This is a genomic window from Burkholderia sp. MS389, from assembly GCF_016899425.1.
In the GTDB taxonomy this organism is placed as follows: domain Bacteria; phylum Pseudomonadota; class Gammaproteobacteria; order Burkholderiales; family Burkholderiaceae; genus Burkholderia; species Burkholderia sola.
Genome location: NZ_CP045995.1, coordinates 2486212 through 2509433, shown reverse-complemented (window position 1 = coordinate 2509433; position 23222 = coordinate 2486212). Strand labels below are relative to the sequence as shown.

General features: G+C 68.2%; 19 protein-coding genes. 5 read left to right on the top strand and 14 right to left on the bottom strand.

Features of this window, described 5'->3' with window-relative positions; genetic code table 11:
* Window positions 1-75 precede the first annotated feature (75 nt).
* From GJG85_RS27675 to GJG85_RS27655, 5 genes are all read right to left on the bottom strand, one after another.
* A complete protein-coding gene (locus GJG85_RS27675; protein WP_204384092.1) occupies window positions 76-1500 on the bottom strand; it encodes a heavy metal sensor histidine kinase in 1425 nt (474 codons plus the stop codon).
* Window positions 1497-2180, bottom strand: a complete 684-nt coding sequence (irlR, locus tag GJG85_RS27670) for a heavy metal response regulator transcription factor IrlR (RefSeq protein ID WP_006490455.1) — start codon at window positions 2178-2180, stop codon at window positions 1497-1499. Before irlR ends, GJG85_RS27675 begins: the two co-directional genes overlap by 4 nt.
* Window positions 2180-5392, bottom strand: coding sequence for a CusA/CzcA family heavy metal efflux RND transporter (locus tag GJG85_RS27665; RefSeq protein ID WP_204384091.1), 3213 nt, complete (start codon window positions 5390-5392; stop codon window positions 2180-2182). Before GJG85_RS27665 ends, irlR begins: the two co-directional genes overlap by 1 nt.
* A gap of 128 nt (window positions 5393-5520) precedes the next feature.
* Window positions 5521-6993 (bottom strand): efflux RND transporter periplasmic adaptor subunit, encoded by a 1473-nt coding sequence (locus GJG85_RS27660; protein WP_050014484.1) that lies wholly within the window; start codon window positions 6991-6993, stop codon window positions 5521-5523.
* Window positions 6994-7027: 34 nt separating this feature from the next.
* The gene (locus GJG85_RS27655; protein WP_050014482.1) at window positions 7028-8338 is read right to left on the bottom strand and encodes a TolC family protein; all 1311 of its coding nucleotides are present in this window, start codon (window positions 8336-8338) and stop codon (window positions 7028-7030) included.
* Between the two features lie 358 nt (window positions 8339-8696).
* On the opposite strand from GJG85_RS27655, the gene GJG85_RS27650 reads away from it, so the two are divergent.
* The gene (locus tag GJG85_RS27650; RefSeq protein ID WP_080334287.1) at window positions 8697-9167 is read left to right on the top strand and encodes an OmpA family protein; all 471 of its coding nucleotides are present in this window, start codon (window positions 8697-8699) and stop codon (window positions 9165-9167) included.
* Window positions 9168-9330: 163 nt separating this feature from the next.
* Here GJG85_RS27650 and GJG85_RS27645 read toward each other — a convergent pair whose 3' ends face one another.
* The 6 genes from GJG85_RS27645 to GJG85_RS27620 all read right to left on the bottom strand — a co-directional run bounded on the left by GJG85_RS27645 (window position 9331) and on the right by GJG85_RS27620 (window position 17173).
* Complete coding sequence (locus GJG85_RS27645) at window positions 9331-10521, bottom strand: phosphotransferase (RefSeq protein WP_204384090.1); 1191 nt, start codon at window positions 10519-10521, stop codon at window positions 9331-9333.
* Between the two features lie 32 nt (window positions 10522-10553).
* Complete coding sequence (gene pnuC, locus GJG85_RS27640; RefSeq protein WP_050014479.1) at window positions 10554-11186, bottom strand: nicotinamide riboside transporter PnuC; 633 nt, start codon at window positions 11184-11186, stop codon at window positions 10554-10556.
* A 59-nt stretch (window positions 11187-11245) separates the two neighbouring features.
* Window positions 11246-13477: a TonB-dependent siderophore receptor gene (locus GJG85_RS27635; protein WP_050014478.1), complete on the bottom strand. Its 2232-nt coding sequence runs from the start codon at window positions 13475-13477 to the stop codon at window positions 11246-11248.
* Between the two features lie 626 nt (window positions 13478-14103).
* Complete coding sequence (locus tag GJG85_RS27630) at window positions 14104-14307, bottom strand: DUF2970 domain-containing protein (RefSeq protein WP_050014477.1); 204 nt, start codon at window positions 14305-14307, stop codon at window positions 14104-14106.
* Window positions 14308-14427: 120 nt separating this feature from the next.
* Entirely contained in the window at window positions 14428-16491 is a 2064-nt protein-coding gene (locus GJG85_RS27625; RefSeq protein WP_050014476.1) for a pyridoxamine 5'-phosphate oxidase family protein, read from the bottom strand.
* Between the two features lie 37 nt (window positions 16492-16528).
* On the bottom strand, window positions 16529-17173 hold the full coding sequence (locus tag GJG85_RS27620) for a glutathione S-transferase (RefSeq protein WP_050014475.1): 645 nt from the start codon (window positions 17171-17173) through the stop codon (window positions 16529-16531).
* A gap of 126 nt (window positions 17174-17299) precedes the next feature.
* On the opposite strand from GJG85_RS27620, the gene GJG85_RS27615 reads away from it, so the two are divergent.
* Window positions 17300-18259, top strand: coding sequence for a LysR family transcriptional regulator (locus tag GJG85_RS27615; RefSeq protein WP_124639324.1), 960 nt, complete (start codon window positions 17300-17302; stop codon window positions 18257-18259).
* A gap of 24 nt (window positions 18260-18283) precedes the next feature.
* Here GJG85_RS27615 and GJG85_RS27610 read toward each other — a convergent pair whose 3' ends face one another.
* The 3 genes from GJG85_RS27610 to GJG85_RS27600 all read right to left on the bottom strand — a co-directional run bounded on the left by GJG85_RS27610 (window position 18284) and on the right by GJG85_RS27600 (window position 19629).
* Window positions 18284-18613 (bottom strand): type II toxin-antitoxin system RelE/ParE family toxin, encoded by a 330-nt coding sequence (locus GJG85_RS27610; RefSeq protein WP_050014473.1) that lies wholly within the window; start codon window positions 18611-18613, stop codon window positions 18284-18286.
* Window positions 18610-18882 (bottom strand): type II toxin-antitoxin system Phd/YefM family antitoxin, encoded by a 273-nt coding sequence (locus GJG85_RS27605; RefSeq protein ID WP_050014516.1) that lies wholly within the window; start codon window positions 18880-18882, stop codon window positions 18610-18612. Before GJG85_RS27605 ends, GJG85_RS27610 begins: the two co-directional genes overlap by 4 nt.
* A gap of 90 nt (window positions 18883-18972) precedes the next feature.
* On the bottom strand, window positions 18973-19629 hold the full coding sequence (locus GJG85_RS27600) for a TetR/AcrR family transcriptional regulator (RefSeq protein WP_124652072.1): 657 nt from the start codon (window positions 19627-19629) through the stop codon (window positions 18973-18975).
* Between the two features lie 87 nt (window positions 19630-19716).
* Between GJG85_RS27600 and GJG85_RS27595 the strand changes: the two genes are divergently transcribed.
* Genes GJG85_RS27595 through GJG85_RS27585 form a run of 3 tightly spaced genes read left to right on the top strand, consistent with a single transcriptional unit; the run spans window position 19717 to window position 23208 of the window.
* Window positions 19717-20619 carry an SDR family NAD(P)-dependent oxidoreductase gene (locus GJG85_RS27595; protein ID WP_089489056.1) on the top strand — a complete coding sequence of 301 codons (903 nt, stop codon included), beginning with the start codon at window positions 19717-19719 and terminating at the stop codon, window positions 20617-20619.
* Window positions 20616-22217, top strand: coding sequence for an NAD(P)/FAD-dependent oxidoreductase (locus GJG85_RS27590; RefSeq protein WP_089489055.1), 1602 nt, complete (start codon window positions 20616-20618; stop codon window positions 22215-22217). The genes GJG85_RS27595 and GJG85_RS27590 overlap by 4 nt, the downstream gene beginning before the upstream one ends.
* Before the next feature lie 7 nt (window positions 22218-22224).
* Complete coding sequence (locus tag GJG85_RS27585; protein WP_050014468.1) at window positions 22225-23208, top strand: alpha/beta hydrolase; 984 nt, start codon at window positions 22225-22227, stop codon at window positions 23206-23208.
* Window positions 23209-23222: the final 14 nt, after the last annotated feature.

The window sequence follows — 23222 nt, the reverse complement described above, 5'->3', positions numbered from 1 at the left end:
CGGCCAGACGGCCACCGGCAGCGCACCGCGCGCGGCTGCGTGGCGGCGAACGCGCGGGCGTGTCCGCCCGCGCTGTCAGGTGCTGACGGCGGCCGGCCGTTCGGGCTCGGCCGGCCGTCGCGGAAAGCGCAGCCAGAAGGTCGTGCGGCGGCCCGGCTCGCTGTCGACGCCGCATTCGCCGCCGTGATTGTCCATGATCGACCGGACGATCGCGAGCCCGAGCCCCGTGCCCGACGCCGAATTGTGTCGCGACGGATCGATGCGATAAAAGCGCTCGAAAATCCGCCCGACATGTTCCGCGGGAATGCCCGGCCCCGTATCCGACACGGCGATCGTCGTCGCGCCACCCTGCTCGACACAGTCGATCGTCACGACGCTGCCGCGCGGCGCATAGGTCAGCGCGTTCGACAGCAGGTTGCTCAACGCACGCTGGTACAGCGTCAGATCCGCATCGACCCACGCGTGGCCGTCGACCTTCACCGTCACGCCTTCATCTTCCGCCAGCGCCTCGTAGTAGCCGGCCACCCGCTCCGCCTCCTGCGCCGCATTCAGCCGCCGCACGCCGATCGACGTGCCGGCCTGCTCCGAGCGCGCGAGAAACAGCATGTCCTCGATCATCCGCGACAATCGCTGGTATTCGTCGATGCTCGACTCGATCACGCTCCGGTATTCGTCCGCATTGCGCGGTTGCGACAGCACGACCTGCGCGGCCGCCTGCAGGTTCGTCAGCGGTGTGCGCATGTCGTGTGCGAGATTCGACGAGAACTGGCTCAGTCGCGTAAACGATTCGTTCAGCCGCGCGAGCATCCCGTTGAACGCGTGCTCGAGCTCCTTCAGCTCGCCTGACGTATCGAGTTCCGGCAGCGGATGCGCGAGCCGGCTCGTCGACATCTGCTCGGCCCGCGCCGCGAACCGCCGCAGCGGGCTCAGCCCGAGCGCGGCGATGCCGTATGCGATCGCGGCCGCGATCACCACGCCGAACACCTGGATTACGACGATCGTATAAGCATGCGTGCGCAACAGCAGAACGTCGGCGCTGCGGTCGTACTGCACGGCGACGCGCACCACGGGCGCACCCGCACCGGCGAGCGGCACGGTCGTCAACAGATACTGGTGCCGCGCGCCGGGCGGCGCGACGCCGAACGGCGCGCGTCCGACGTTCATCGACAGCAGCGGCGCGTATGGACGGAATCCGGGCGTGCCGACGAGGCGCGCGCCATCGGCATCGAAGATCGCGAGATCCATGTTCGGATGACCATGCAACTGGTCGATCCAGATGTCGATGTTGCGCGCGACGTCGGCCGTCGTGCGCGCCTCGGCCAGGTGCGTGCCCAATGCGGCGGAAATGCCGGCCATCTGCTCGGCTGCCGTCGTGTCGACGCGGTTGCTCAGCGCTTCGTACAGCGCGACGCCGCTCGACGCGAGGATCACCGACGTCGACAGGATGATCAGCGCGGTCAGCCGGCCGCGCAGCGTCCGCGGCAGCAGGCGCGCGATCATGCGGCCGCGCCGCCGCGCGCTTCGAGCACGTAGCCCATCCCGCGCACCGTGTGGATCAGCTTCGGTTCGTACGCGTCGTCGATCTTCGAGCGCAGACGCCGGATCGCCGAATCGACGACGTTCGTGTCGCTGTTGAAGTTCATGTCCCACACCTGCGACGCGATCGTCGCGCGCGGCAGGATCTCGCCTTCGCGGCGCATCAGCAGCCACAGCAGCGCGAACTCCTTCGCGGTCAGCAGGATCGTGTCGCCCTGCCGCGTGGCCTTGCGGCGCGTCAGGTCGAGTTCGAGATCGGCCACACGAAGCGTGTTCGAATCGCGCGGCTGGCCGCGCCGCAGGATCGACTTGATGCGCGCGGTCAGCTCGACGAAGTCGAACGGCTTCGCGAGATAGTCGTCGGCGCCGAGCTCGAGCCCCTTCACGCGATCGCCGACGTCGTCGCGCGCGGTGAGGAACAGCACGGGTGTCGACTTGCTGCGCCGCAGGTTCTGCAGCAGCGTCCAGCCGTCCTGCCCGGGCAGCATCACGTCGAGCACGAGCAGGTCGTACTCCTCGGTTTCGGCCTGGTGCTGGCCCGTGATGCCGTCCTCGACCCAGTCGACGACGTAGCCGGCCTCGGTCAGCCCCTTGCGCAGATACGCGCCCGTCTTCGGTTCATCCTCGACAATCAGAATTCGCATCACGCATTACCCTTGAAGAAACCCAGCCGGCGCATCATGCCCGCGGCGAAACCGCCGCGCAGTGCCGCGCGCCACGACACCGCATGGCTCACGCGGTACAGCACCGGCAGCACCAGCAACGTCAGCGCGGTGGACGACAGGATACCGCCGATCACGACCGTCGCAAGCGGACGCTGCACCTCGGCGCCGGTGCCGGTCGCGAACGCCATCGGCAGGAAGCCGAACGACGCGACCAGCGCGGTCATCAGCACGGGCCGCAGCCGCGTGAGCGCGCCGTCGCGCACGGCCGCGTCGAGCGGCATGCCTTCGTCGCGCAGGTTGCGGATGAACGAGATCATCACGAGGCCGTTGAGCACGGCCACGCCGGACAGCGCGATGAAGCCGACCGCCGCCGTGATCGACAGCGGAATCCCGCGCAGCCACAGCGACACGACGCCGCCGCTCAGTGCGAACGGAATGCCGGTGAACACGAGCAGCCCATCCTTCACGTTGTTGAACATCACGAACAGCAGCACGAACACCATGAACAGCGCGAGCGGTACGACGAGCTTCAGACGCTCGCTCGCGCTTTGCAGCTGCTCGAACTGGCCGCCCCACGACACCCAGTAGCCGGCCGGCACGCGCACGTCCTGCTGCAACTGCTCGCGCGCGTCCGCCACGAACGAGCCGACGTCGCGGCCGCGCACGTTCGCGCTGACGACCACCCGCCGCTTGCCGTCCTCGCGGCTGATCTGGTTCGGACCCGGCGCCACGTCGATCGTCGCGAGTTCGGCCAGCGGCACGTATGGCGCCGCCGCGAGCGGCGCACTGGCGCCGGCCGCGGGCGCCGGCAGCGCGATCGGCAGCCGCTTGATCGCCTCGATGTCGGTACGCAGTTCGTCGGGCAGCCGCACGACGATGTCGAAGCGGCGGTCGCCCTGGAACAGCGTGCCGGCCTTCTGCCCGCCGACGGCCGCGGCCACCGAGTCCTGCAGGTCGGCGACGCTCACGCCGTAGCGCGCGAGCTTGTCGCGGTCGAGGTTGACGGTCAGCACCGGCAGCCCCGTGGTCTGTTCGACCTTCACCTCCGACGCGCCCGGCACCTTCTGCAACGCGGCCGCGATCTGCTCGCCGGTCTGGTTCAGCACGGCCATGTCGTCGCCGAAGATTTTCACGGCGACGTCGCTGCGCACGCCGGAGATCAGTTCGTTGAAGCGCAGCTGGATCGGCTGCGAGAACTCGTACGCATTGCCCGGCAGTTCGGCAAGCGCGTCCTCGATCTCGCGCACGAGCTGCTCGCGCGGCTTGTTCGGGTCGGGCCACGTGTCGGCCGGCTTCAGCATGATGTAGCCATCCGACAGATTCGGCGGCATCGGGTCGGCCGCGATCTCGGCCGTGCCGGTGCGTGCGAACACGCGCTCGATTTCGGGGAAGCGCGCCTTCAGCGTCTTCTCGATCGACTTCTGCATCTCGACCGACTGCGACAGGCTCGTGCCGGGAATCCGCAGCGCGGCCACCGCCAGGTCGCCCTCGTTCAGGCTCGGGATGAACTCGCTGCCGAGCCGCGTCGCGAGCCCCAGCGTGACCAGCACGATCGCGGCCGCCCCGATCATCACGCGCATCGGGCGCGTCATGAACGCGGCGAGCACCGGTTCGTACGCGCGCCGCGCCCAGCCCATCAGCCGGTTCTCCTTCTCCTCGACCCGCTCGCCGATGAACAACGCGACGGCCGCCGGAATGAACGTGACGGTCAGCACCATCGCGGCCGCGAGCGCCATCACGACCGTGATCGCCATCGGGTGGAACATCTTGCCTTCGACGCCGGTCAGCGCAAAGATCGGCAGGTACACGACCATGATGATCAGTTGCCCGAAAATCAGCGCGCGGCGCGCCTCCTGCGATGCGCCGAACACTTCGGCGAAACGCTCGTCGCGCGTGAGCGGGCGCCCCGCCGCCGACTGTGCATGCGCGAGCCGCCGCACGCAGTTCTCGACGATCACCACCGCGCCGTCGACGATGATCCCGAAGTCGAGCGCGCCGAGGCTCATCAGGTTCGCGCTCACCTTCGCGTTGACCATCCCGGTGAAGGTCATCAGCATCGACAGCGGAATCACGAGCGCGGTGATCAGCGCCGCGCGGATGTTGCCGAGGAACAGGAACAGCACGGCAATCACGAGCACCGCGCCTTCGAGCAGGTTCTTCTTCACCGTCGCGACCGCCTTCTCGACGAGCACCGTGCGGTCGTACACCGGAATCGCCTTCACGCCGGCCGGCAGCGTGCGGTTCACGTCGTCCATCTTCGCGGCGACGGCCTTCGACACCGTCCGGCTGTTCTCGCCCATCAGCATGAACACCGTGCCGAGCACGACTTCCTCGCCGTTCGACGTCGCGGCGCCGGTGCGCAGCTCGCGGCCGATGTCGACCACGCCGACGTCCTTCATGCGCACCGGCACGCCGCCGACGTTGGTCAGCACGATGTTCGCGATGTCGTCGACGGTGCGCGCCTGGCCCGGCACGCGCACGAGATACTGCTCGCCGCGCTTTTCGATGTAGCCGGCGCCGACGTTGTCGTTGTTGCGCTCGAGCGCCCGCACGACGTCGGCGAGCGTCAGCCCGTACGACATCAGCTTCGCCGGATTCGGCGCGACGCGGTATTCCTTCACGTAGCCGCCGATCGAGTTGACCTCGGTCACGCCGCGCACGTTGCGCAACTGCGGCCGCACGACCCAGTCCTGCAGCTCGCGCAGGTCGGCCGCCGTATAGCGCGTGCCGTCGGGCTTGCGCGCGTTGGCGTCGGCTTCGACGGTCCACAGGTAGATCTCGCCGAGGCCGGTCGACGTCGGCCCCATCGCGGGCGCGATGCCGGCCGGCAGCTTGTCCTTCGCCTCCTGGATGCGCTCGTTGACGAGTTGCCGCGCGAAGTAGATGTCGGTGCCGTCCTTGAAGATCACGGTGACCTGCGACAGCCCGTAGCGCGAGATCGAGCGCGTCTGTTCGAGCCCCGGCAGCCCGGCCATCACGGTCTCGACCGGATACGTGATGCGCTGCTCGGCCTCGAGCGGCGAGTAGCCGGGCGCGGACGTGTTGATCTGCACCTGCACGTTGGTGATGTCGGGCACCGCGTCGATCGGCAGCCGCTGGTAGCTGAACACGCCCAGCGCGGCCACCGACGCGATCGCCAGCATCACGAGCCAGCGGTGCGCAATCGCAAAGCGGATCAGGCGCTCAAACATGTCGGGATTCCTTGAAGCGGGGAACGGTCGTCCGCACCGGGCGAGCCGCGCGGCCGGTCACCCGGCCGATTGGAAAGCGGGCCGCATGGCGGGCCGCCAGTCGCGCCACGGCGCATGCGTATTGCTGTTCATTCATGTTCCGCGCTCCCCTTGCCGAGCTCTGCCTTCAGCACGAAGCTGTTCGACGCCGCGTATTCCTGGCCGGGCTTGAGTCCCTTCAGCACTTCGGTCGCGCGTTCGTCGCGCCGCCCCGTTTCGACGGCCTGCGCGACGAAGCCCTTCGGCGAGCGCACGAACACCGACGGCGCACCATCGACGTCCTGCAGCGCGTCGCTCGCGACCGCGAGCAGCACGCGTTGCGTGCCCGCGTCGACCGACACGTTCACGAACATCCCCGGGCGCCACACGCGGTCGGGGTTCGGCAGCACGACGCGCGCCGGCGCGGTGCGCGTCTGCTCGCCGAGCAGCGAACCCACGTACGCGATCGGGCCGCTCGAACGCGATTCGAACGCGGTCGCGATGACCGTTGCATCGCGACCGACCCGCACATCGTTCAACCGCTGCGCCGGCACGGCCATCTCGGCCCATACCGTCGACAGGTCGGAGATCACGAACATGCTGGCGTCGGCGGCGATCGCTTCGCCCGGCGTCGCGTGCTTCTCGACGATCGTGCCCGCGAACGGCGCGCGCAGTTCGTAGCGATTCAGCGCGCCCCCGCCGACCGGCGCATTCAGCGCGGCGAGCTTCTGCCGCGCGTTCTGCACGGCGATCTCGGCTTCACGCAACTGCACCTGCGCCTGCTGGTAGTCCTGCTCGGCCGAGATGCGCTCCTGCCACAGCGTGCGTTCGCGCTCGTAGGTCGCGCGGGCGCCCGACAGCCGACGCTCGGCCGTCAGCAGCTCGCTGCGCCGGTCGGCGAGATCGGTGCTCGCGATCACGGCCAGCACCTGCCCCTTCGCAACGTTCTGCCCGAGCGACACCGATACCTGCTCGACGATGCCGGCCACGCGCGGCACCACGTGCGCGGTGCGATCCTCGTTGAACTTGATCTCGCCGGGGAGCTGGAACGGCGTCGCGATCTGCGCGGGGCCGGCCTTCGCCAGCGCGATCTTCGAGGTCGCCAGCTGCGCGTCGGTCAGCGCGATCGCGCCGTCGGCGCGGGCGAACGGGAACGACGCGGCTTCATTGCCCGCCTTCACGTCGATCGTCGCGTCGAACACGTGCGGCTTGCCGATCGACTGCGCGGACACGAACTTCTGGCCGGCCGCGTCGAAACGCAATGGTTCGTGCGTGCGGTCGTAGCGAACCAGCGTGCCGGACACGGTGACGCCCTTGTCGGCCGGCTTGCCGTCGACGAACGGATAGACGATGAGGCGCGCATCGCCGGGCTTCTCCGTCATCACGATTTCGACGGACAGCCTGCCGCGCTTGAGCACGACGCCGCCGCGCTCGCCGGCGGCTTCGGCGGACGAGGCGGCGGCAGCCGCCGATGCGGACGCGCCGTTGCCGCCGCCGTTGCGCGTGACGCCGAGTGCGCCGATGACGATCCCGGCACTGCCGAGCACGACCGCCGCGATGATCAGGATTCTGTTGCGTGACATGGTGATCCTTCAGGTAAAAGAGGCGTCCGTTGCGCTATTGCGCGACCGGTGCAAGCGATGCGAGCGGCGTGCCGACGAGCCGGCCGATGTCGGCGCGGGCTGCATGGGCGTCGGCGAGCGCACGCACGTATTGCGACTGACCCTGGAACAGCGTGCGCTGCGCGTCGAGCACGTCGAGGAAGTCGAACTTCCCGAGTTCGTAGCCGCGCGACATCGCATCGAGCGCGAGACGCGCGGCCGGCAGGATGTCGGACTTCAGCCGCTGCGCTTCCTGTTCGGCGGCCTCGAAATTCGCGTATGCCTGCGTCAGCTCCAGCCGCAAGCGCGTGCGTTCGCGATCGAGATCGGCGTTCGCGCGCGTGGCCTTGTGCGTCGCCTCGAGCAACGCACCCTTGTTCGTGTCGAACAGCGGGATCGGGATCGACACGCCGACCACCGCCTGGTTGTCAGGCACGCCGCCCGTGGTCACGCGCTTCACGCCCACGCTGACCGTCACGTCCGGCATGCGCCGCGCACGCTCCAGCGACACGGCCGCGTTCGAGCGCAGCATTTCGGCGCGCGCGACCCGCGCGAGCGGAGCATCGTCGAGCTGCGCGGTCAGCGCGGACAGCGGCTCGACCGGCGGCACGGTTTCCAGGTCGCCGCGCGCCGCGAGTCGGTCGTTGCGCGCTTCGCCCATCACCGCGTTCAGCTTTTCGCGCGCGACGTCGACACGGCCGCGCGCGGTCACGACTTCGATCTGCACGCCGGTCGCCGCCACCTGCGCCTTGGTCGCCTCGACGGGCGACACCTTGCCGGCCTGCGCGCGGCGTCCTGCAAGCTCCGCGGAGCGCGCGGCGATCGCGGCCGACTCCTCGGTCACCTGAAGCTGGCGCTGGGCGGCGAGCAGCCCGTAGAACGCGGCGATCACATCGGCGCGCACGGCCGCGCCCTGGTCGTCGAGCGATGCGTTGGCCGCCTCGCGGCCATACGATGCGACGTCGAGCCGCGCGCGGCGCTTGCCGCCCAGTTCGATGGTCTGGTTGATCAATGCGGTCGACGTGCGTTCCGCGCGGCTGAAACCTTCCTGCAGGAACGAGATTTCGGGATTGGGGCGCGCGCCGGCCTGCATCAGTGCGCCGGCCGATGCATCGACGTCCGCGCGCGCGCCGCGCAGCGCCGGATTGTTTTGCGCCGCGGCCGCGAGCGCCTCGGATAGCGTCAGTGACGATGCTGGAAGTGCGTCGGATGGCGGTGCGCCGATCGGCGCGGCGGCGGCAGCCGGAGCCGGCGACAGCGCGGGCTGCGCATGAGCCGTCGCGGCCATCGCAAAGACGATGGCCGCGGCGAGGTTGAGCTTGAGCATGTTCGGTTCTGCGGTAACGGTTCGCGACCGATGCTACGGACCGGCCGCAGTGCGAACATGAGGCGAAGATGATATTTCCGTCATGTTGGGCGCGGTGTATTCGCCGAACCGGCGTGCATATCCGCTCGGATGGTCACGTCAGCATAAAAAATATGCTTCGAAATTTAGAACTAGTTCTATAGACGTATTCGCTCGAAAAGATGACTGTTCAAGGTCCCGGCAACACGAACGAAATCATGCTGCTTTATGACCTCAAGGTCGTGCTGCCTCCTTGAAAACCTACGAATCGAGACTTTGAATCAATGAAAAACCTCTTCGATCACGACAAGTATGACTTTGACGCTGACGAAGACAAAGAATGGTTTCTCGTTCACTCCCCATGAGAATTTTTATTACTTCACTAACCGTAAATATCGCAGCGTCGCTCCTTTTCCCGGCAAGCTCTGCGGCGGAATGTCAGGGGTCACAAAATCTGCCGTCACAGCAATTTTTCGTAGCCTTCCCCCACAACAGCCACGAGATCTCCGAATCCGAGCAAATACGAATTGGACGATGGGTTTCGGCAATGAATTCCGATTATCCAATACAAAACTGGATCACTATAATTGGGAGCGCTTCCAAGATTGAGGCCGATCCGGAACGACTTGCAACGATGCGCGCTTCCGCGACGGCGAAAGTCGTCATCGACGACGGGCTGATAAACGCACCGTTTCAGATAAAAACGCAAATTTATCCAGCCAACAGTGCAGCCGGATCGACGTCGGAAACCCGTGAGGTCACCATTCAAGTGAGCCCCGGCTGCCTCGACAACTGCTGTACCGGCCATTGACATGAAGTCGGCTCATTTACCGCCGCCGCGCTTGCGTTGACCCGTGTACCTCCAACGCTCGCGCGCGACGGTCCATCGAATCCATCCGGACGAGAGTTCGATGTTCGATTCGAACGATATGTCAATCGCCGAACCCGGGAAACTATCCGCGTATTCTCGAAAATCAAACGCGCCCTTGCTTCCCCCGCCGCCGCTGCACGAGCCAGTCGAGCAGTTGCCGCCCGTCGCGTTCGCCGAACCAGCGAGCATGCCCGATCAGGTAACTGTCGTACGCGATATCGACGATCCCCGGCGCATCGATGATGCAGCCGAAATACGCAACCTCCGACAGCGCGAACTCCGTATGCACGATCGGCAGCAGCGCGACCAGCGCCGCATACGCATCATCGCTCAGCGGTTCGAGCGATTCGTAGCCGTCGAGCAGCGCGTCGATCTGGTCGTATTCCACGCGCCGCGCATCGGCCGGCGCCATCCAGTCGACCGTATTGCGCTCGATCGCCAGCGCGACGTCCATCACCGCGCAAGTGCGGTCCGACAAGCCGAAATCGAGCACCGTCCGCACCTGCGCACCAGGCCCCGCATCGGTCCACAGCAGGTTCGACGCATGCCAGTCGCCGTGCGTCCACAGCGGCGTCAACGTGGGCAGCAACGGCACGAGGCGCGCGTGATACGGCCCGATCGCGTCGGCCACATCGCCGCGCCAGTCACGCGAGCCGAGCGCGCGCACGAGCAACGGCTGCGCATCGATCCAGCGTTCGAGCGCACCCGCCAGATCGGCGGACGACAGCACGCGAAAACTCGACAGCAGCGTCCGCACCGGCCGCGCGGGCGCATCGTAGCCGGCCGCCGCGCGATGCAGTTCGGCCAGCGCGCGGCCGGCCGCGTACGCATGCGACGGATGCGTGAACGGCTGCCACGACATCACGCCGCGATACGGATCGACACCGGGCGCGAGCACATGCACCTCGTACGTCCACTCGTCGGATGCAAACGCGGTCGCACCGTGACGATCGGCCAGCACGTCCACCACCGGCATCCCGCGTTCGCGCAGATGCGCGACGAAACGATGCTCTTCCTCGAGCCCCTCGACATCGCGCAGGCTTGCGTGATGTCGCTTGACGAACAACCCGCGGCCGTCCGCCATCCGCACGAGCACCGCTGCCGCGAACTGCCGCGGGCTGTGCCACGTCAGCCGCACCGGCTCGCCCACGCCGTCGATCCGCGCGAGCACGGCCGCCACTTCGTCGTGCGTGATCAGCGGCCAGTCGCGTTCGGCTTGCTCGCCGTCCACGCCGAATTGCGGCGGCGCGACGTCGCGCGACAGGGGGCCGTCCGGCTCGAGGGGGAATGACATGAACGGCGTTGCTCCGTGGTTGAATCCGTGAATCAGCGTGTGCCGCCGCCCGACGCGAGCGGGCCGCCCGATGCTGCCCGCAACGCGGCGGCCGTCCGGCTCCAGTCGCGCCAGCCGACGACGGCCAGCCCGATGAACAGCGCATACAGGCCGGCCGTCAGATACAGTTCCTTGAACACGAACATCCCGACGTACACCACGTTCACGACGATCCACAGCCCCCACGACGCGATGTAACGCCGTGCGGTCCAGTATTGCGCGACGAGGCTGAACGCGGTCAGCGACGCATCGACGAACGGCAGCGCCGCATCGGTCCAGCGCGCCATCATCCCGCCGAGCAGCGCGCTGCCGATGACCGCCGCGATCAGGTCGGGCAGCATCGTGAGTGGCCGCACGCCGGTGACAGGCGCGACGTCGCCGGCAGGCGCCGCCTCGCCGCCGGCCTCGCTCGCGCGCTGCGCGAGCCAGCGCTGCCAGCCGTACACCTGCAGCACCGCGAACGCGCCCTGCAGCAGCATGTCCGAGTACAGCTTCGCATCGAAGAAGATCCAGCCGTACAGCGCGACCGACGCGAGGCCGACCGGCCAGCACAGCATGCGCCGCTTCGCGGTCAGCCAGATCGCGAGCGCGCTGACGATCACGCCGGCGATTTCGAGGGGGGACATCGTCTGTGCTCTCCTGGTGGGCTGCCGGGGCCGCGCGTCACGCGGCCGGTTCCGGTCGGTCAGAAATCATAGGTCAACGATATGCGCGCGGTGCGCGGCGCACCCGGGAACAGGTATGCATCGCCTTGCTGCTCGCCTGCGTCGCGCCAGTAGAACTTGTTGAACAGATTGTCCACCGACACGCGCAACACCGTACGATGGCCGCCGATCTTCGTCGTATAACGCGCGCCGAGATTGAACACGAACCACGACGGCACGCGCGCTGTGCCTTCCTCGTTCGCGTTGCGCGCCGCGCTGTATTCCACACCGCCGAGCACGTTCAGGCCCGCGACGCCCGGCACCGCGTAGTCCGCATACAGCGACGCGCGCAGCGCGGGCACGTTGATGATCTGGTGCCCTTCGTAGGCGGGCGACCCCGAATCGTAGGCCCGGGCGCGAATCGCCGCGACGCTGGCCGTGAGCCCCAATCGCTCGGTCACGCGCCCGGCCGCGCCGAGTTCGATCCCCTGGTGCCGCTGCGTGCCGCGCTGCACGAACGTGTACGACGTGCCCGACGCGTCAGGGTCGGCGAACTGGAACGGCTTGCTGATCGAGAACACGGCGGCCGTGAGGCTCAACCGGTCGAACCAGTCGTATTTCGCGCCGACCTCGATCTGGTGCGATTCGACGGGCGGCAGGAACGCATACGCGTTGGTCGCGCGCACCGGCGCCTGGTCGCCGAGCGACAGCGCCTTGCTGTACGACGCGTACAGCGACAGCACGTTCACCGGCTTGTAGACGAGCGCGACTTGCGGCAGGAACACCGAACGGTCGGTATGCGTCGTCTCGCCGTCGAGGCTGCTCCAGCTGCGCTGTCGCAGCAGCACTTCCTTGCCGCCCGCGAGCACCTGCCAGTGTTCGCCGAGGCTGATGCGGTCGAGCCCGAACACGCCGTACTGCCACGCATCGAGGCGCGGATACGACGACCCCGGCGCATTCTGCGACGGCGGGAAAGTCAGGTCCGGCCCGTAGATATTCTCGCTGCCCACATAGTCGTACACGGCGTCGGCCATGTGCACGACGCGGCGCTGCACGCTCACGCCGAGCGTCAGTTCGTGCCGCAGCGGCCCCGTCGCGAACTTGCCGGTCGCGACCGCGCGCAGATCGTCGTTGCGCCGGTATTCGCCGGGGCTGCGGAAGTCGTACACGTCGTAGTCGCCGTTCGCGCCGAAGAAGAACGGCGACGTCGCGCCGGCCGCGCAGCTCGCCGCGTACGAGCAGCCGTACGCGAACGCGCTGTTGTCGTCGATCATCGTGCGGCTGCGACCCGCGGCGATGTATGCCTTCCAGTCGTCGTTGAACTGGTAGTCGAAACGCGCGTTCAGGTTCAGCGCATCTGTCGTCACCGGTTTCGCCCACGGCTGCGTGCCGAGCGCCTTCGACGTCGTCTTCACCGACGGCACGACGGTGCCGCCGAGCAACTGGTAGCCGGGTGCGGAACGCTGGATCCACTGCTGGAATTCGGCGTTCAGCTGCAGGCTCGCGCGGGGGCTGATGTCCCAGTCGGCGGCGATCGAGCCGAACGTGCGTCGTCCGTTCGTGCCGTCGATATACGAGTGCATGTTCTCCTTCGCCGCATTGATCCGGAACCCGAACTGATTGTCCGGGCCGAAGCGGCGGCCGAGATCGACGGCCGCCGACGTCGAGCCGCGGCTGTCGACGCCGCCCGTCACGCTCGCGACGTTCGCGGAGCGCTTGGTCACGAAGTTGATCACGCCGCCCGGCGCGACGACGCCGCTGTCGATGCCCGCGAGCCCCTTCAGGATCTCGACGCGCTCCTTGTTCTCGAGCGGCACGTTCTGCTCGCCGGACACCGTCAGCCCGTCGATCCGGATCGCGCTCGCGAGATCGACCGGAAAGCCACGGATCGCGAAGCCCTCGAAATAGCCGACCGGCGCATAGTCGTTGACGACCGACGCATCGTTGCGCACCACGTCGCTCAGCCGCTTCGCCTGCTGATCGTCGATCAGCGCGCGCGTGATGACGTTCACCGACGCCGGCGTGTCGCGCAGCGGCGCGTCGTCGAGCCCCGCGACCGACGCTTCGCGCGCGCGCAACGCGTGGCCGCGCTCGCCGCTCACCGTGATCGCGGGCAGCGTCGCGCTGCCGGTTGCATCGGCGCCTGACGCAGGTGTGTCGCCCTGAGCCGCTGCGGCCTGCGCCGCGAAAAGCGTGACGCCGAGACCGACACCGAGCCCGACCTTCGCGCGCCGCCGACGTGCGCGTGCCGCTGTTGTTCTATTCACCGTCATTGTTCTGGATGGAAAACTCGCCATTCGACCTGTCGAAACCCGAAACCCAAAACCCGTTAGGAAGCTGCGAAGCGCGCGTCAGCGAACGCCGCCGCGCCCGTCGCCGGACGCGTTCCGTCGACACGATATTCATCGGACGAACCCGACCCTGCGGCGTGCAAGCGGGCCGGCCGGTCGGGACAACGCAGGATGGGACATCGGATTCGGATGACGCGCCGCAAACCGATGCAGCGGCCGACGGGTTCGTCGGGTGCCTGTCGGGCGGCCGGCTGCGTCGCGCGGTCGTGTCATGCGGGGGACGCTTCGAACGCCCCGGTTCGGGCGGCGGGCAGTCGGGCCGGCCGTTCATCGGAACGGCGGCCTGTCCGTCGCGCGACATCGCGGCGTGGCGCGCATTTTACCCCGGGCGGGGCATAGAGCCGCGGAATCGGGCGGAACGGGAAACGGGAAGGCGGGAACGGGGACGAACGGTGCGGGCGGCACGATAACGGCGGCGATGCCAACGATGCGGTCGCGATTCGCCTCGTGCGTGCCGGCCACTGAGGCCGGCGTCATCATGCGCCGGTCACGCGGCCTGGAACCGGAGCGGGAATGGCGGCCCCGCTACCGGTTCATCAGTCGCTCGCTCAAAACCCCTGCATCGTCACGGTCGGATCGACGACCAGATGCACGACGCCGTAAATCACCGCGCCGACCAGCAGCGCAAGCAGGAGCGCCACGAACGGCAGCAGCGTGAAGTTGGCGTTCGCGAGATCGTTCGCGTGCGCCTTGCTGTTGCGTACGCCGAAAAAACTCCACAGGACCAGGCGAACCATGCCGAGCAGTTTCATGATGGGCTCCTTTATCGAATCGGTTGGCGCTATCGTCGATCCGGACGGCATTCGAAAAAAGCAGCAGTTGCGTGCGCTTTTCGCGCAGCAGGCCATCTGCGGCGGCATGTCGCACGCACGTCAGCGGTCGAGTACGAGCGGCTCCGTCGCCCCTTCTGCGGGCCGTGCGACGCACAGCAGCGCGCAGCCGGGTTCGATCGCCGCATCGGGCGTTTGCGCGTAGTCGACCGCGCCGGACAGCACGCGCGTCGCGCACGCGCCGCACGACCCGGAGCGGCATTCGAACGGCACGGCCACGCGCTGCCCTTCCGCGAATTCGAGCAGCGTGCCGTCGGCGGGCGTCCACGCGGCTTCGCGCGCCGTGCGCCGGAACACGACCGGCACGCTTTCCGTCGCAGGCTTGGCAGTTGCCCGGGTTGCACTGCGCGAAACGCTCGACGGCCCGAACGCCTCGAACCGGATGCGTTCGTCCGGCACGTTCAGCGCGCGCAGCCCGTCGTACAGGTCGCGCATGAATGCCGACGGCCCGCACAGATAGAAATCGTAATCGTCGAATGAAAGGGCCCGCTTCAATTGCCCGATGTCGATGCGACCGGCCCGCGCACCCGAGCCTTCTTGAGGATGACTGTCGAACCAGTGAAGCGACACGCGTGCATCGGTGGCCGCGATGCGCACCAGTTCCGCGTCGAACGGCCGGTCGGCCGCTTCGCGGGCGCCGTGCACGAACACGACACGACGCGACGGCGTGTCGTCGGCCAGTGCCCGGCGAAGCATCGCGACCATCGGCGTGATGCCGATGCCGGCCGACACGAGCACGGCCGGGCGCGGGCTTGCGAGATCGAACGTGAAGCGTCCGCGCGGCATCTGCGCGTCGAGCGTCATGCCGGCCTGCGCATGATCGTGCAGCCACGCCGATACGCGTCCTTCGCGCTTCACGGTGATCCGGTAGTGTGCGCCGCCCGGCGCGTCGGACAGCGTGTAGCTGCGCATCGTCGGCGCGTCGCTGCCCGGCAGCGCGATGCGCAACGTCAGGTGCTGACCGGCTTCGTAGGCAGGCAATGTGCTGCCATCCGCCGGTTCGAAATGGAACGACCGGATCGCGCGCGCTTCGTCGACGATCTTCGCGATGCACAGCGACCGCCATGCGGGCGCCGATGCGGATGCGGGCGCGGACGGCGCAGATCCGGCCGTTGCCGCCACGCCACTCGACGCCGCCGCCATCGCCGCGAACTGCGGCGCGCGCTCGACGGCCGACCACCGGAACGGCAGCACCGCCCGCATGCGCCGCACTTCCCGCACGTGGAAACGCACGACGCGCTGCGCGCCGTCGAACGATGCGACGACCGGCCCGTCCCACACGATCTCCGCGTGCGCGGCGACATACAGCACATCGCCGGTGTCGAAATCGACGAACAGCAGCCCCGCTCGCGGATCGTGCCGCAAGTTGCCCAGCGTATTGAAGAACCGGTTGCCGCTGAAATCGGGCGTCGTCAGCGTGCGCGCATCGTCGACGCGCACGAAGCCAGGCATCCCGCCGCGATGCGACACGTCCGCGCCGCGCGCCGCGCCCGCCTCCGCCGACGTGTTCGCACTCGCGACGAAGAACGTATCGGCCTGCGCGAGCAGCGCGCGGTCCGCGTCGCTCAGCGCATCCGATACGTCCGGCGCGACGGACGCCCCGACGTCCCGCGCGACGAAAGTCGGCTTGCGGCCCTGAATGTACTTCGCACAATTGCCGAAGCTCTGCTCGACCGCGATCGTCAGCGCATCGCCGGCGACCGCGCGCACGACGCCGTTCACGCGATTGCGCCGCCGCGTATCGAATTCGATCCCGAGCCCGCCGAGCGGTGCGCCCGCCTGCCACGCGCCGGCCAGCGGATCGCCCGGCAGCGCGCGCGCCGCGATGCGCAGCGTGCGGGCGTCCGGCGACGTGACGAAACCCGGCGCACCGGCCCGCAGCGTCGCCCACGGCTGGCCGCTTGCATCGACGCCGCCGAGCACGAAGAACGGCAGTTGCGCGAAAAACGTCCGGTGCTGGTCCGGCATGAAGCGCCGGATCCCGCGCCGGCCGGCCGCGCCCGCCGCGTCCGTCACGCCTGCGCGCTGCTGCACGGCAAGCTCGCCCGCGTGAAACGGCGCGGTATCGAGTTCCCAGCCCGGTACGACGGCGGTCGGCGCATTCATCGCGTTCTCTCCTGAACAAGCGCGGCGGCAGTGAGCGTCAAGCGGCGAGCAGGCCCGCGCGCGTCGTCGGCATCGCGACGAAGCCCGGCAACGCCTCGATACGGGCCAGCCAAGCACGCACGTGCGGATACGGTTCGAGCGACACGCCGCCTTCCGGCGCGTGCGCGATGTACGTGTACGCGGCGATGTCCGCGATGGTCGGCTGCGCGCCGGCCGCGAACGGCTTGCCGGCCAGTTCGCGATCGATCACGTCGAGCACCTTCGCGGCCGTGCGCTTGGCCGTTTCCGGGTCGAGCTGCGCGCCGAACACGGTCACGAGCCGCGCGGCCGCGGGGCCCGATGCGATCGGGCCGGCCGCGTACGACAGCCAGCGCTGCACGACGGCCGCGCCGACCGGGTCGTCCGGCAGCCAGTGCGCATCGCCGTAGCGCTTCGCGAGGTACACGAGGATCGCGTTCGAATCGGCGATCACGGTGCCGCCGTCGTCGATCACCGGCACCTGCCCGAGCGGATTCAACGCGAGAAACGCCGGTTCGCGCTGCGCGCCGGCCGCGAGATCGACGTCGATGGTCTTCGACGGCAAACCGAGCAGCGACAGGAACAACCGGACGCGGTGCGCGTGCCCGGACAGCAGGAACGAATAGACGCGAATGGGCGAAGCGGGCTTGCTGGCGGCAGACATGGAAACACTCCGGAATCTCGCGCCGCCGGGGATCGGCGACGAACGGCTCCAGCGTAGCGCTCGCCGTTCGTCGCCAGAAGACGGATAATCACGGAAACATCATCCTCTTCCATAGGACAATCGACGATGGCCGATCTGCGCGACGTGAACCTGAACCGGCTGGCGATCTTCGTCGCGGTGGTCGACGCCGGCTCGCTGACGGCCGCGGCCGAGCGGCTCGGCCTGGCGAAGACGGTCGTCAGCACGCACATGCAGCGCCTCGAATCCGAGGTCGGCGCGAACCTGCTGGTGCGCACGACGCGGCGGCTGAGCGTGACCGACGCCGGACGCGTGTTCTACGACGCGTGCCGCGACATCGTGCGCGCGACCGAAGCCGCGCTCGACGCTGTGTCGTCCGACGCGGGGCCGCTGCGCGGCACGCTGCGCGTGAGCGTGCCGATCGACTATGGCGCACTGATCGTCGCGCCGGCCGTCGTCGCGCTGCGCGACCGGCATCCGGCGCTCGCTGTCGAACTCGTCGCGAACGACCGCGTCGTCGATCTCGTCGCGGACAACCTCGACGTCGCGATCCGCATCGGCCGTCTCGCCGATTCCAACTATCGCGCGGTGCAGCTCGGCACGTACGAGAAATGGCTGGTCGCGAGCCCGGCGTTCGTCGCGCGACACGGGCTGCCGCGCGATCCCGATGCGCTCGCCGCGCTGCCGTTCGTGATGCTGTCGTCGCTGCCGCGCCCGCATACGCTCGAACTCGATAACGTGCGCGGCGGCCGCGCGTCGGTGCGCTGCGTCGCGCCGGTCGTGTCGAACACCGCGACCGCGTGCCGCGCGATCGTGCTCGCGGGCGGCGGCTTCGGATTGCTGACGGATTTCTCGACCGCGGACGACGTCGCGGCCGGCCGGCTCGTGCGGCTGCTGCCGGGCTGGCATACGGCGCCGGCCGGGATCCATGCGGTGTATCCGTCGACGCGGCTGCCTTCGCCGAAGGTGCGGGCGTTCATCGAGGCGATGAAGGCGAGGATCGGGGTGACGGCGGCGGCACCGATTATCCGGCGCGCAAGTTCGAAACCACGGAGGGCGGGATCGTGAAACGAGGAAGAATGGCGATCGCGCTCAATGAGCGACCACAAGCCGCCTCATCAGCAAGGACTTCAGATCCCTGCGCGTATCGCAAACGATATGCACGTGAATGGTGTCGCCTCGCACGTCATAAATGATGCGGTTCATTCCGGCAATGACTTCGCGATACTGACCGAGGCTGATATTCGCGAGTTCATCAGGAATCCTGCCGTGATTCGGAAAAGCGCGAATCGATGCAATGGCGTCCTTGATCTGCCGGTAGCTCGTTTGCCAGGTAGCCGAACCGAAATTCGATACGAGATAGCGCTTCAACCTCTTCAGATCTTCTTCCGCCGAACGAAGAACGACAACCCGCAGTGTCATTGATCGTCGTCCTTGTCGAGGTCCGCAAAGACATCCTCGACTGGACGGAAGTGGCCCTGCTCGATCTCCCGATTGCCGAGTGCAAGCAGCCGAAGAAGCGCAAGCGTCTCTTCATGCTCCTCATACGACTTGACGTCCATGACAACGAGCTTCGCCTCTCCGTTCTGGGTAATCAGCATCGGCTCGCGGCTTTCCGAGATGTCCCTGACGATATCGGCGGCGTGGCTCTTGAGATAGCTGATGGGCTTGACCTGGGTAGAGAATTTCATGGAACACGTCCTGTGCCAGTCCATAACAAGACTGATTATAGTCCGAATTTGGTCTCATCCGGCCAATGAGCCCCGTTTTCCCGCGCGTCCCTAGTCGCGCGCCTGCAACGTCCCCAGCAGCACCTTCCGGCAACTGGCCACCACCTGCGCCTCCGGATCGCGATAGTCGGTCAGCAGCCACGCCGCGCCGACGTTCGTCATCGCGCCCACCAGCGCGAGCCCGATCAGCCGCTGCTCGGTGCGCTCGGCAGGCGTCGCGGCCTCGCGCGGCGCGCCAATCGCCATGATCAGCTTGCCGAAGTCGATCAGCATGCGCTGATACGTCATGTCGGTATCCGCGCTCACGCCCATCACCTCGAGCAGCAGCACGCGCGCCGCGCACGGGTCGCGCAAAAACGCGAAGAACGCCGCGAGCCCCGCGTCGACGCGCTCCCGCAGATCGCCGCCGCGCGCGGCGACCGCCTGCGCGACCGCGTCATGCAACTGCTGCGCGTGATGCAGGTAGGTGCAGCGCAGCAAATCCTCGGTGCTGTCGAAGGCCGCATAGAAATAGCGATCGTTCAGCTTCGCTTCCTGGCAGATCGACCGCACGGTCGCCTTGCGAAAACCCACCGTGCCGAACACGCGCGTCGCCGCGCGGATCAACGCGTCGCGCCGCTCGGCGGCCCGCACCTCGGGTGCCACGCCGCCATACGACCGGCCCTTTTTTTCCGTTTCGAGTGCTTTCTCCATTCCGCTATTTGACATCAGGACACCCGAAAACTAAAGTGGTGACGATCAACACCACAATAGATGCGCCGCCGGTGCGGCGCAAGCGGAACGGGAGGACGACGAATGAAGGGGTTTTCCGGCAAGGTCGCCGCGATCACGGGCGCCGGTTCGGGCATGGGCCGCAGCCTCGCGGTCGAGCTTGCGCGGCGCGGCTGCGAGGTCGCGCTCGCCGACGTCAACGACGTCGGGCTCGCCGGCACGGCAGCCGCCTGCGCACGGCACGGCGTGCGCGTGAGCACGCGGCGGCTCGACGTCGCCGATCGCGATGCGGTGTTCGCGTGGGCCGATTTCGTGCGCGCCGAGCACGGCAAGATCAACCTGATCTTCAACAATGCGGGCGTGTCGCTGGCCGCCAGCGCCGAAACCGCGCGTCTCGTCGATCTCGAATGGATCGTCGGCATCAACTTCTGGGGTGTCGTGCACGGCACGCAGGCGTTCCTGCCGCATCTGCGCGCGTCGGGCGACGGCCACGTGGTGAACACGTCGAGCCTGTTCGGGCTCGTCGCGATGCCGACGCAAAGCGCGTACAACGCGACCAAGTTCGCGGTGCGCGGCTTCACCGAGGCGCTGCGGATGGAACTCGAACTCGACGGCGCGCCGGTGAGCGCGACCTGCGTGCATCCGGGCGGCGTCGCGACGAACATCGTCGATGCGGGCCGCGTCGACACTAGCATCCACGCGCTGACGGGCCAGGACGAAGCGACCCATCGCCGTCAGGCGAACCGCCTGATCAACGCGACGACGGCCGACGAGGCCGCGCGGCAAATCCTCGCGGGCGTCGAGCGCAATGCGCGCCGCGTGCTGGTCGGCGCCGACGCGCGCCGGCTCGACCGGATCGCGCGGCTGCTCGGCGCCGGTTACCAGTGGCTGATGCTGCGCCACGTGCGCCGCGCCCGCGCACGCAACCTCGAACGCGCGCACGCGCCGGCCGCGCGCCCGACCACGCCGACCCAGGACCCCGCATGATCTCGACGACGACCGACCGGCGGGACGCGCCGCCCGCCTCCGACGCCCGCCGCGACAGTGGCGATAACCGCGACGATCGCGACCTTCGCGACCTCGACGTGCTGATCGTCGGCGCCGGCCTGTCCGGCATCGGCGCCGCGTATCACCTGAAGCAGCGCTGCCCGCATGCGAGCGTGGCGATCGTCGAGGCGCGCGACGCGATCGGCGGCACCTGGGACCTGTTCCGCTATCCGGGCGTTCGTTCGGATTCCGACATGTTCACGCTCGGCTACAGCTTCCGGCCGTGGCACAGCGACAAGGCGATCTCCGACGGCCAGACGATCCTCGACTACATCCGCGACACCGCGCGCACCTACGGCATCGACAAGACGATCCGCTACGGCCGGAAGGTCGTCGCGGCCGACTGGGATTCGAACCGCGCGCGCTGGACGGTCCGCGTCGAGCGCACGCGGGACGGCGCGACCGACACGCTGGTCTACACCTGCCGCTTCCTGTTCATGTGCAGCGGCTACTACGATTACGATGCCGGCTACCTGCCCGACTGGCGAGGCATGGACACGTTCGAGGGCAAGCTCGTGCATCCGCAGCACTGGCCGAAGGACCTGTCGTACGCGAACCGGCGCGTGGTCGTGATCGGCAGCGGCGCGACGGCCGTCACGCTGGTGCCGTCGATGGCGGCCGACGCGCGGCACGTGACGATGCTGCAGCGTTCGCCGACCTACATCGTGTCGCTGCCCGCGCGCGACAAGATCGCGAACGCGCTGCGCCGCGTGCTGCCGTCGCGGCTCGCGCACCGGCTCGTGCGCGTGAAGAACGTGCTGCTGACGATGTACCTGTACAACGTGTCGCGCCGCAAGCCCGACCGGACGAAGCAATTCATCATCCGCGCGGCCAGCCGGCAGCTCGGCCCCGACTTCGACGTCGCGAAGCACCTGACGCCGCGCTACATGCCGTGGGACCAGCGCGTGTGCCTCGTGCCGAACGGCGACCTGTTCAAGGCGATCCGCGCGGGCCGCGCATCGATCGTCACCGACGAGATCGAACGCTTCACGCCGACCGGCCTCCAGCTGAAGAGCGGCCAGCAGCTCGACGCGGACGTGATCGTCACCGCGACCGGGCTGAAGGTGAAGATGCTCGGCGGCGCGCGCGTGACGGTCGACGGCCGCGCGGTCGATTTGCCGGAGACGGTGTCGTACAAGGGGATGATGTACAGCGACGTGCCGAACCTCGCGTCGTCGTTCGGCTACACGAATGCGTCGTGGACGCTGAAGGCCGAGCTGATCGCACGCTACGTGTGCCGGCTGCTCAACCACATGCGCGCGAACGGCTACGATACGTGCGTGCCGCGGCTCGGCGCGGGCGATCTCGGCGACGTGCCGGCCGTCAACCTGAGCTCGGGCTACATCCAGCGCGCGGCCGGCATCCTGCCGAAACAGGGGCACCGCAAGCCGTGGAAATTTCATCAGAATTACGTGCTCGATCTCGCGTCGCTGAAGTTCAGCGCGCTCGCCGATTCCGCGATGCATTTCGAACGCCGCGCAAAAACCGGCCCGGCCGCCGCCGCGCCGGCAGCCGAACCCGCACTCGACACCCGCTGAGGCCGACATGACTCCTACGCTCCATCTGATCCAGAACGTGCTGCTCGGCGTCGTCGCGGTACTCGCCGCGCTCGCGCTGTTTTCCGGCTACGTGGCCCGTCGCGTGACGCGCGCGTTTCCGCCCGAAGGCCGCTTCGTCGACATCGACGGCGATCGTATCCACTACGTCGAATACGGCAACGGCCCGCCGATCGTGTTCGTCCACGGGCTCGCGGGGCAATGGCGCAATTTCGCGTACCTGCCGCTCACGCGGCTCGCGCAGCAGCATCGCGTGATCCTGATCGACCGCCCGGGCGCCGGCCGCTCGCTGCGCGGCGCGGCCTCGCAGGCGAACGTGTTCGCGCAGGCCCGCACGGTCGCCGCGTTCATCGACGCGCTGCAGCTCGACAAGCCCGTGCTGGTCGGCCACTCGCTCGGCGGCGCGATCGCGCTCGCGGTCGGCCTCAACCATGCGGACCGCGTGAGCCGGCTCGCGCTGATCGCGCCGCTGTCGCACGAGCAGACCGAGCCGCCCGCGCCGTTCAAGCCGCTGATGCTGCCGTCGCCGCTCGTGCGCCGTTTCGTGTCGTGGACCTTCGCGATCCCGCTGACGATCCTGACGGGCCGCCAGGCCGTGCGCCAGGTGTTCGCGCCGGAGGACGTGCCGCGCGACTTCCCCACCAAGGGCGGCGGCCTGCTCGGGATGCGCCCGCACGTGTTCTACGCGACGGCGACGGACCTGCTGTCGGCGCCCGTCGACCTGCCCGCGATGACGCGCCGCTACGCGGAGCTCGCGCTGCCGGTCGACGTGCTGTACGGCCACGCCGATCCGATCCTGAACTGGCGCGAGCACGGCGATGCGCTCGCGAAGAAATCGGCGCGCGTGCGGCTGAAGGTGGTCGAGGGCGGGCACATGCTGCCGGTCACGATGCCCGAAGCGACGGCCGACTGGCTCCTCGAAGTCGCCGCCGCGCCAGTCGACGTGGCGGCGCAGCCCGTGCGCATCGCGTAGATCGCGGCGGCGAA

Bases quoted from the DNA above. Each gene is read 5' to 3' on its own strand.
- GJG85_RS27675 (WP_204384092.1), bottom strand. From the start codon at position 1,500: ATGATCGCGCGCCTGCTGCCGCGGACGCTGCGCGGCCGGCTGACCGCG.
- irlR (WP_006490455.1), bottom strand. From the start codon at position 2,180: ATGCGAATTCTGATTGTCGAGGATGAACCGAAGACGGGCGCGTATCTG.
- GJG85_RS27665 (WP_204384091.1), bottom strand. From the start codon at position 5,392: ATGTTTGAGCGCCTGATCCGCTTTGCGATTGCGCACCGCTGGCTCGTG.
- GJG85_RS27660 (WP_050014484.1), bottom strand. From the start codon at position 6,993: ATGTCACGCAACAGAATCCTGATCATCGCGGCGGTCGTGCTCGGCAGT.
- GJG85_RS27655 (WP_050014482.1), bottom strand. From the start codon at position 8,338: ATGCTCAAGCTCAACCTCGCCGCGGCCATCGTCTTTGCGATGGCCGCG.
- GJG85_RS27650 (WP_080334287.1), top strand. From the start codon at position 8,697: ATGGTTTCTCGTTCACTCCCCATGAGAATTTTTATTACTTCACTAACC.
- GJG85_RS27645 (WP_204384090.1), bottom strand. From the start codon at position 10,521: ATGTCATTCCCCCTCGAGCCGGACGGCCCCCTGTCGCGCGACGTCGCG.
- pnuC (WP_050014479.1), bottom strand. From the start codon at position 11,186: ATGTCCCCCCTCGAAATCGCCGGCGTGATCGTCAGCGCGCTCGCGATC.
- GJG85_RS27635 (WP_050014478.1), bottom strand. From the start codon at position 13,477: ATGACGGTGAATAGAACAACAGCGGCACGCGCACGTCGGCGGCGCGCG.
- GJG85_RS27630 (WP_050014477.1), bottom strand. From the start codon at position 14,307: ATGAAACTGCTCGGCATGGTTCGCCTGGTCCTGTGGAGTTTTTTCGGC.
- GJG85_RS27625 (WP_050014476.1), bottom strand. From the start codon at position 16,491: ATGAATGCGCCGACCGCCGTCGTACCGGGCTGGGAACTCGATACCGCG.
- GJG85_RS27620 (WP_050014475.1), bottom strand. From the start codon at position 17,173: ATGTCTGCCGCCAGCAAGCCCGCTTCGCCCATTCGCGTCTATTCGTTC.
- GJG85_RS27615 (WP_124639324.1), top strand. From the start codon at position 17,300: ATGGCCGATCTGCGCGACGTGAACCTGAACCGGCTGGCGATCTTCGTC.
- GJG85_RS27610 (WP_050014473.1), bottom strand. From the start codon at position 18,613: ATGACACTGCGGGTTGTCGTTCTTCGTTCGGCGGAAGAAGATCTGAAG.
- GJG85_RS27605 (WP_050014516.1), bottom strand. From the start codon at position 18,882: ATGAAATTCTCTACCCAGGTCAAGCCCATCAGCTATCTCAAGAGCCAC.
- GJG85_RS27600 (WP_124652072.1), bottom strand. From the start codon at position 19,629: ATGTCAAATAGCGGAATGGAGAAAGCACTCGAAACGGAAAAAAAGGGC.
- GJG85_RS27595 (WP_089489056.1), top strand. From the start codon at position 19,717: ATGAAGGGGTTTTCCGGCAAGGTCGCCGCGATCACGGGCGCCGGTTCG.
- GJG85_RS27590 (WP_089489055.1), top strand. From the start codon at position 20,616: ATGATCTCGACGACGACCGACCGGCGGGACGCGCCGCCCGCCTCCGAC.
- GJG85_RS27585 (WP_050014468.1), top strand. From the start codon at position 22,225: ATGACTCCTACGCTCCATCTGATCCAGAACGTGCTGCTCGGCGTCGTC.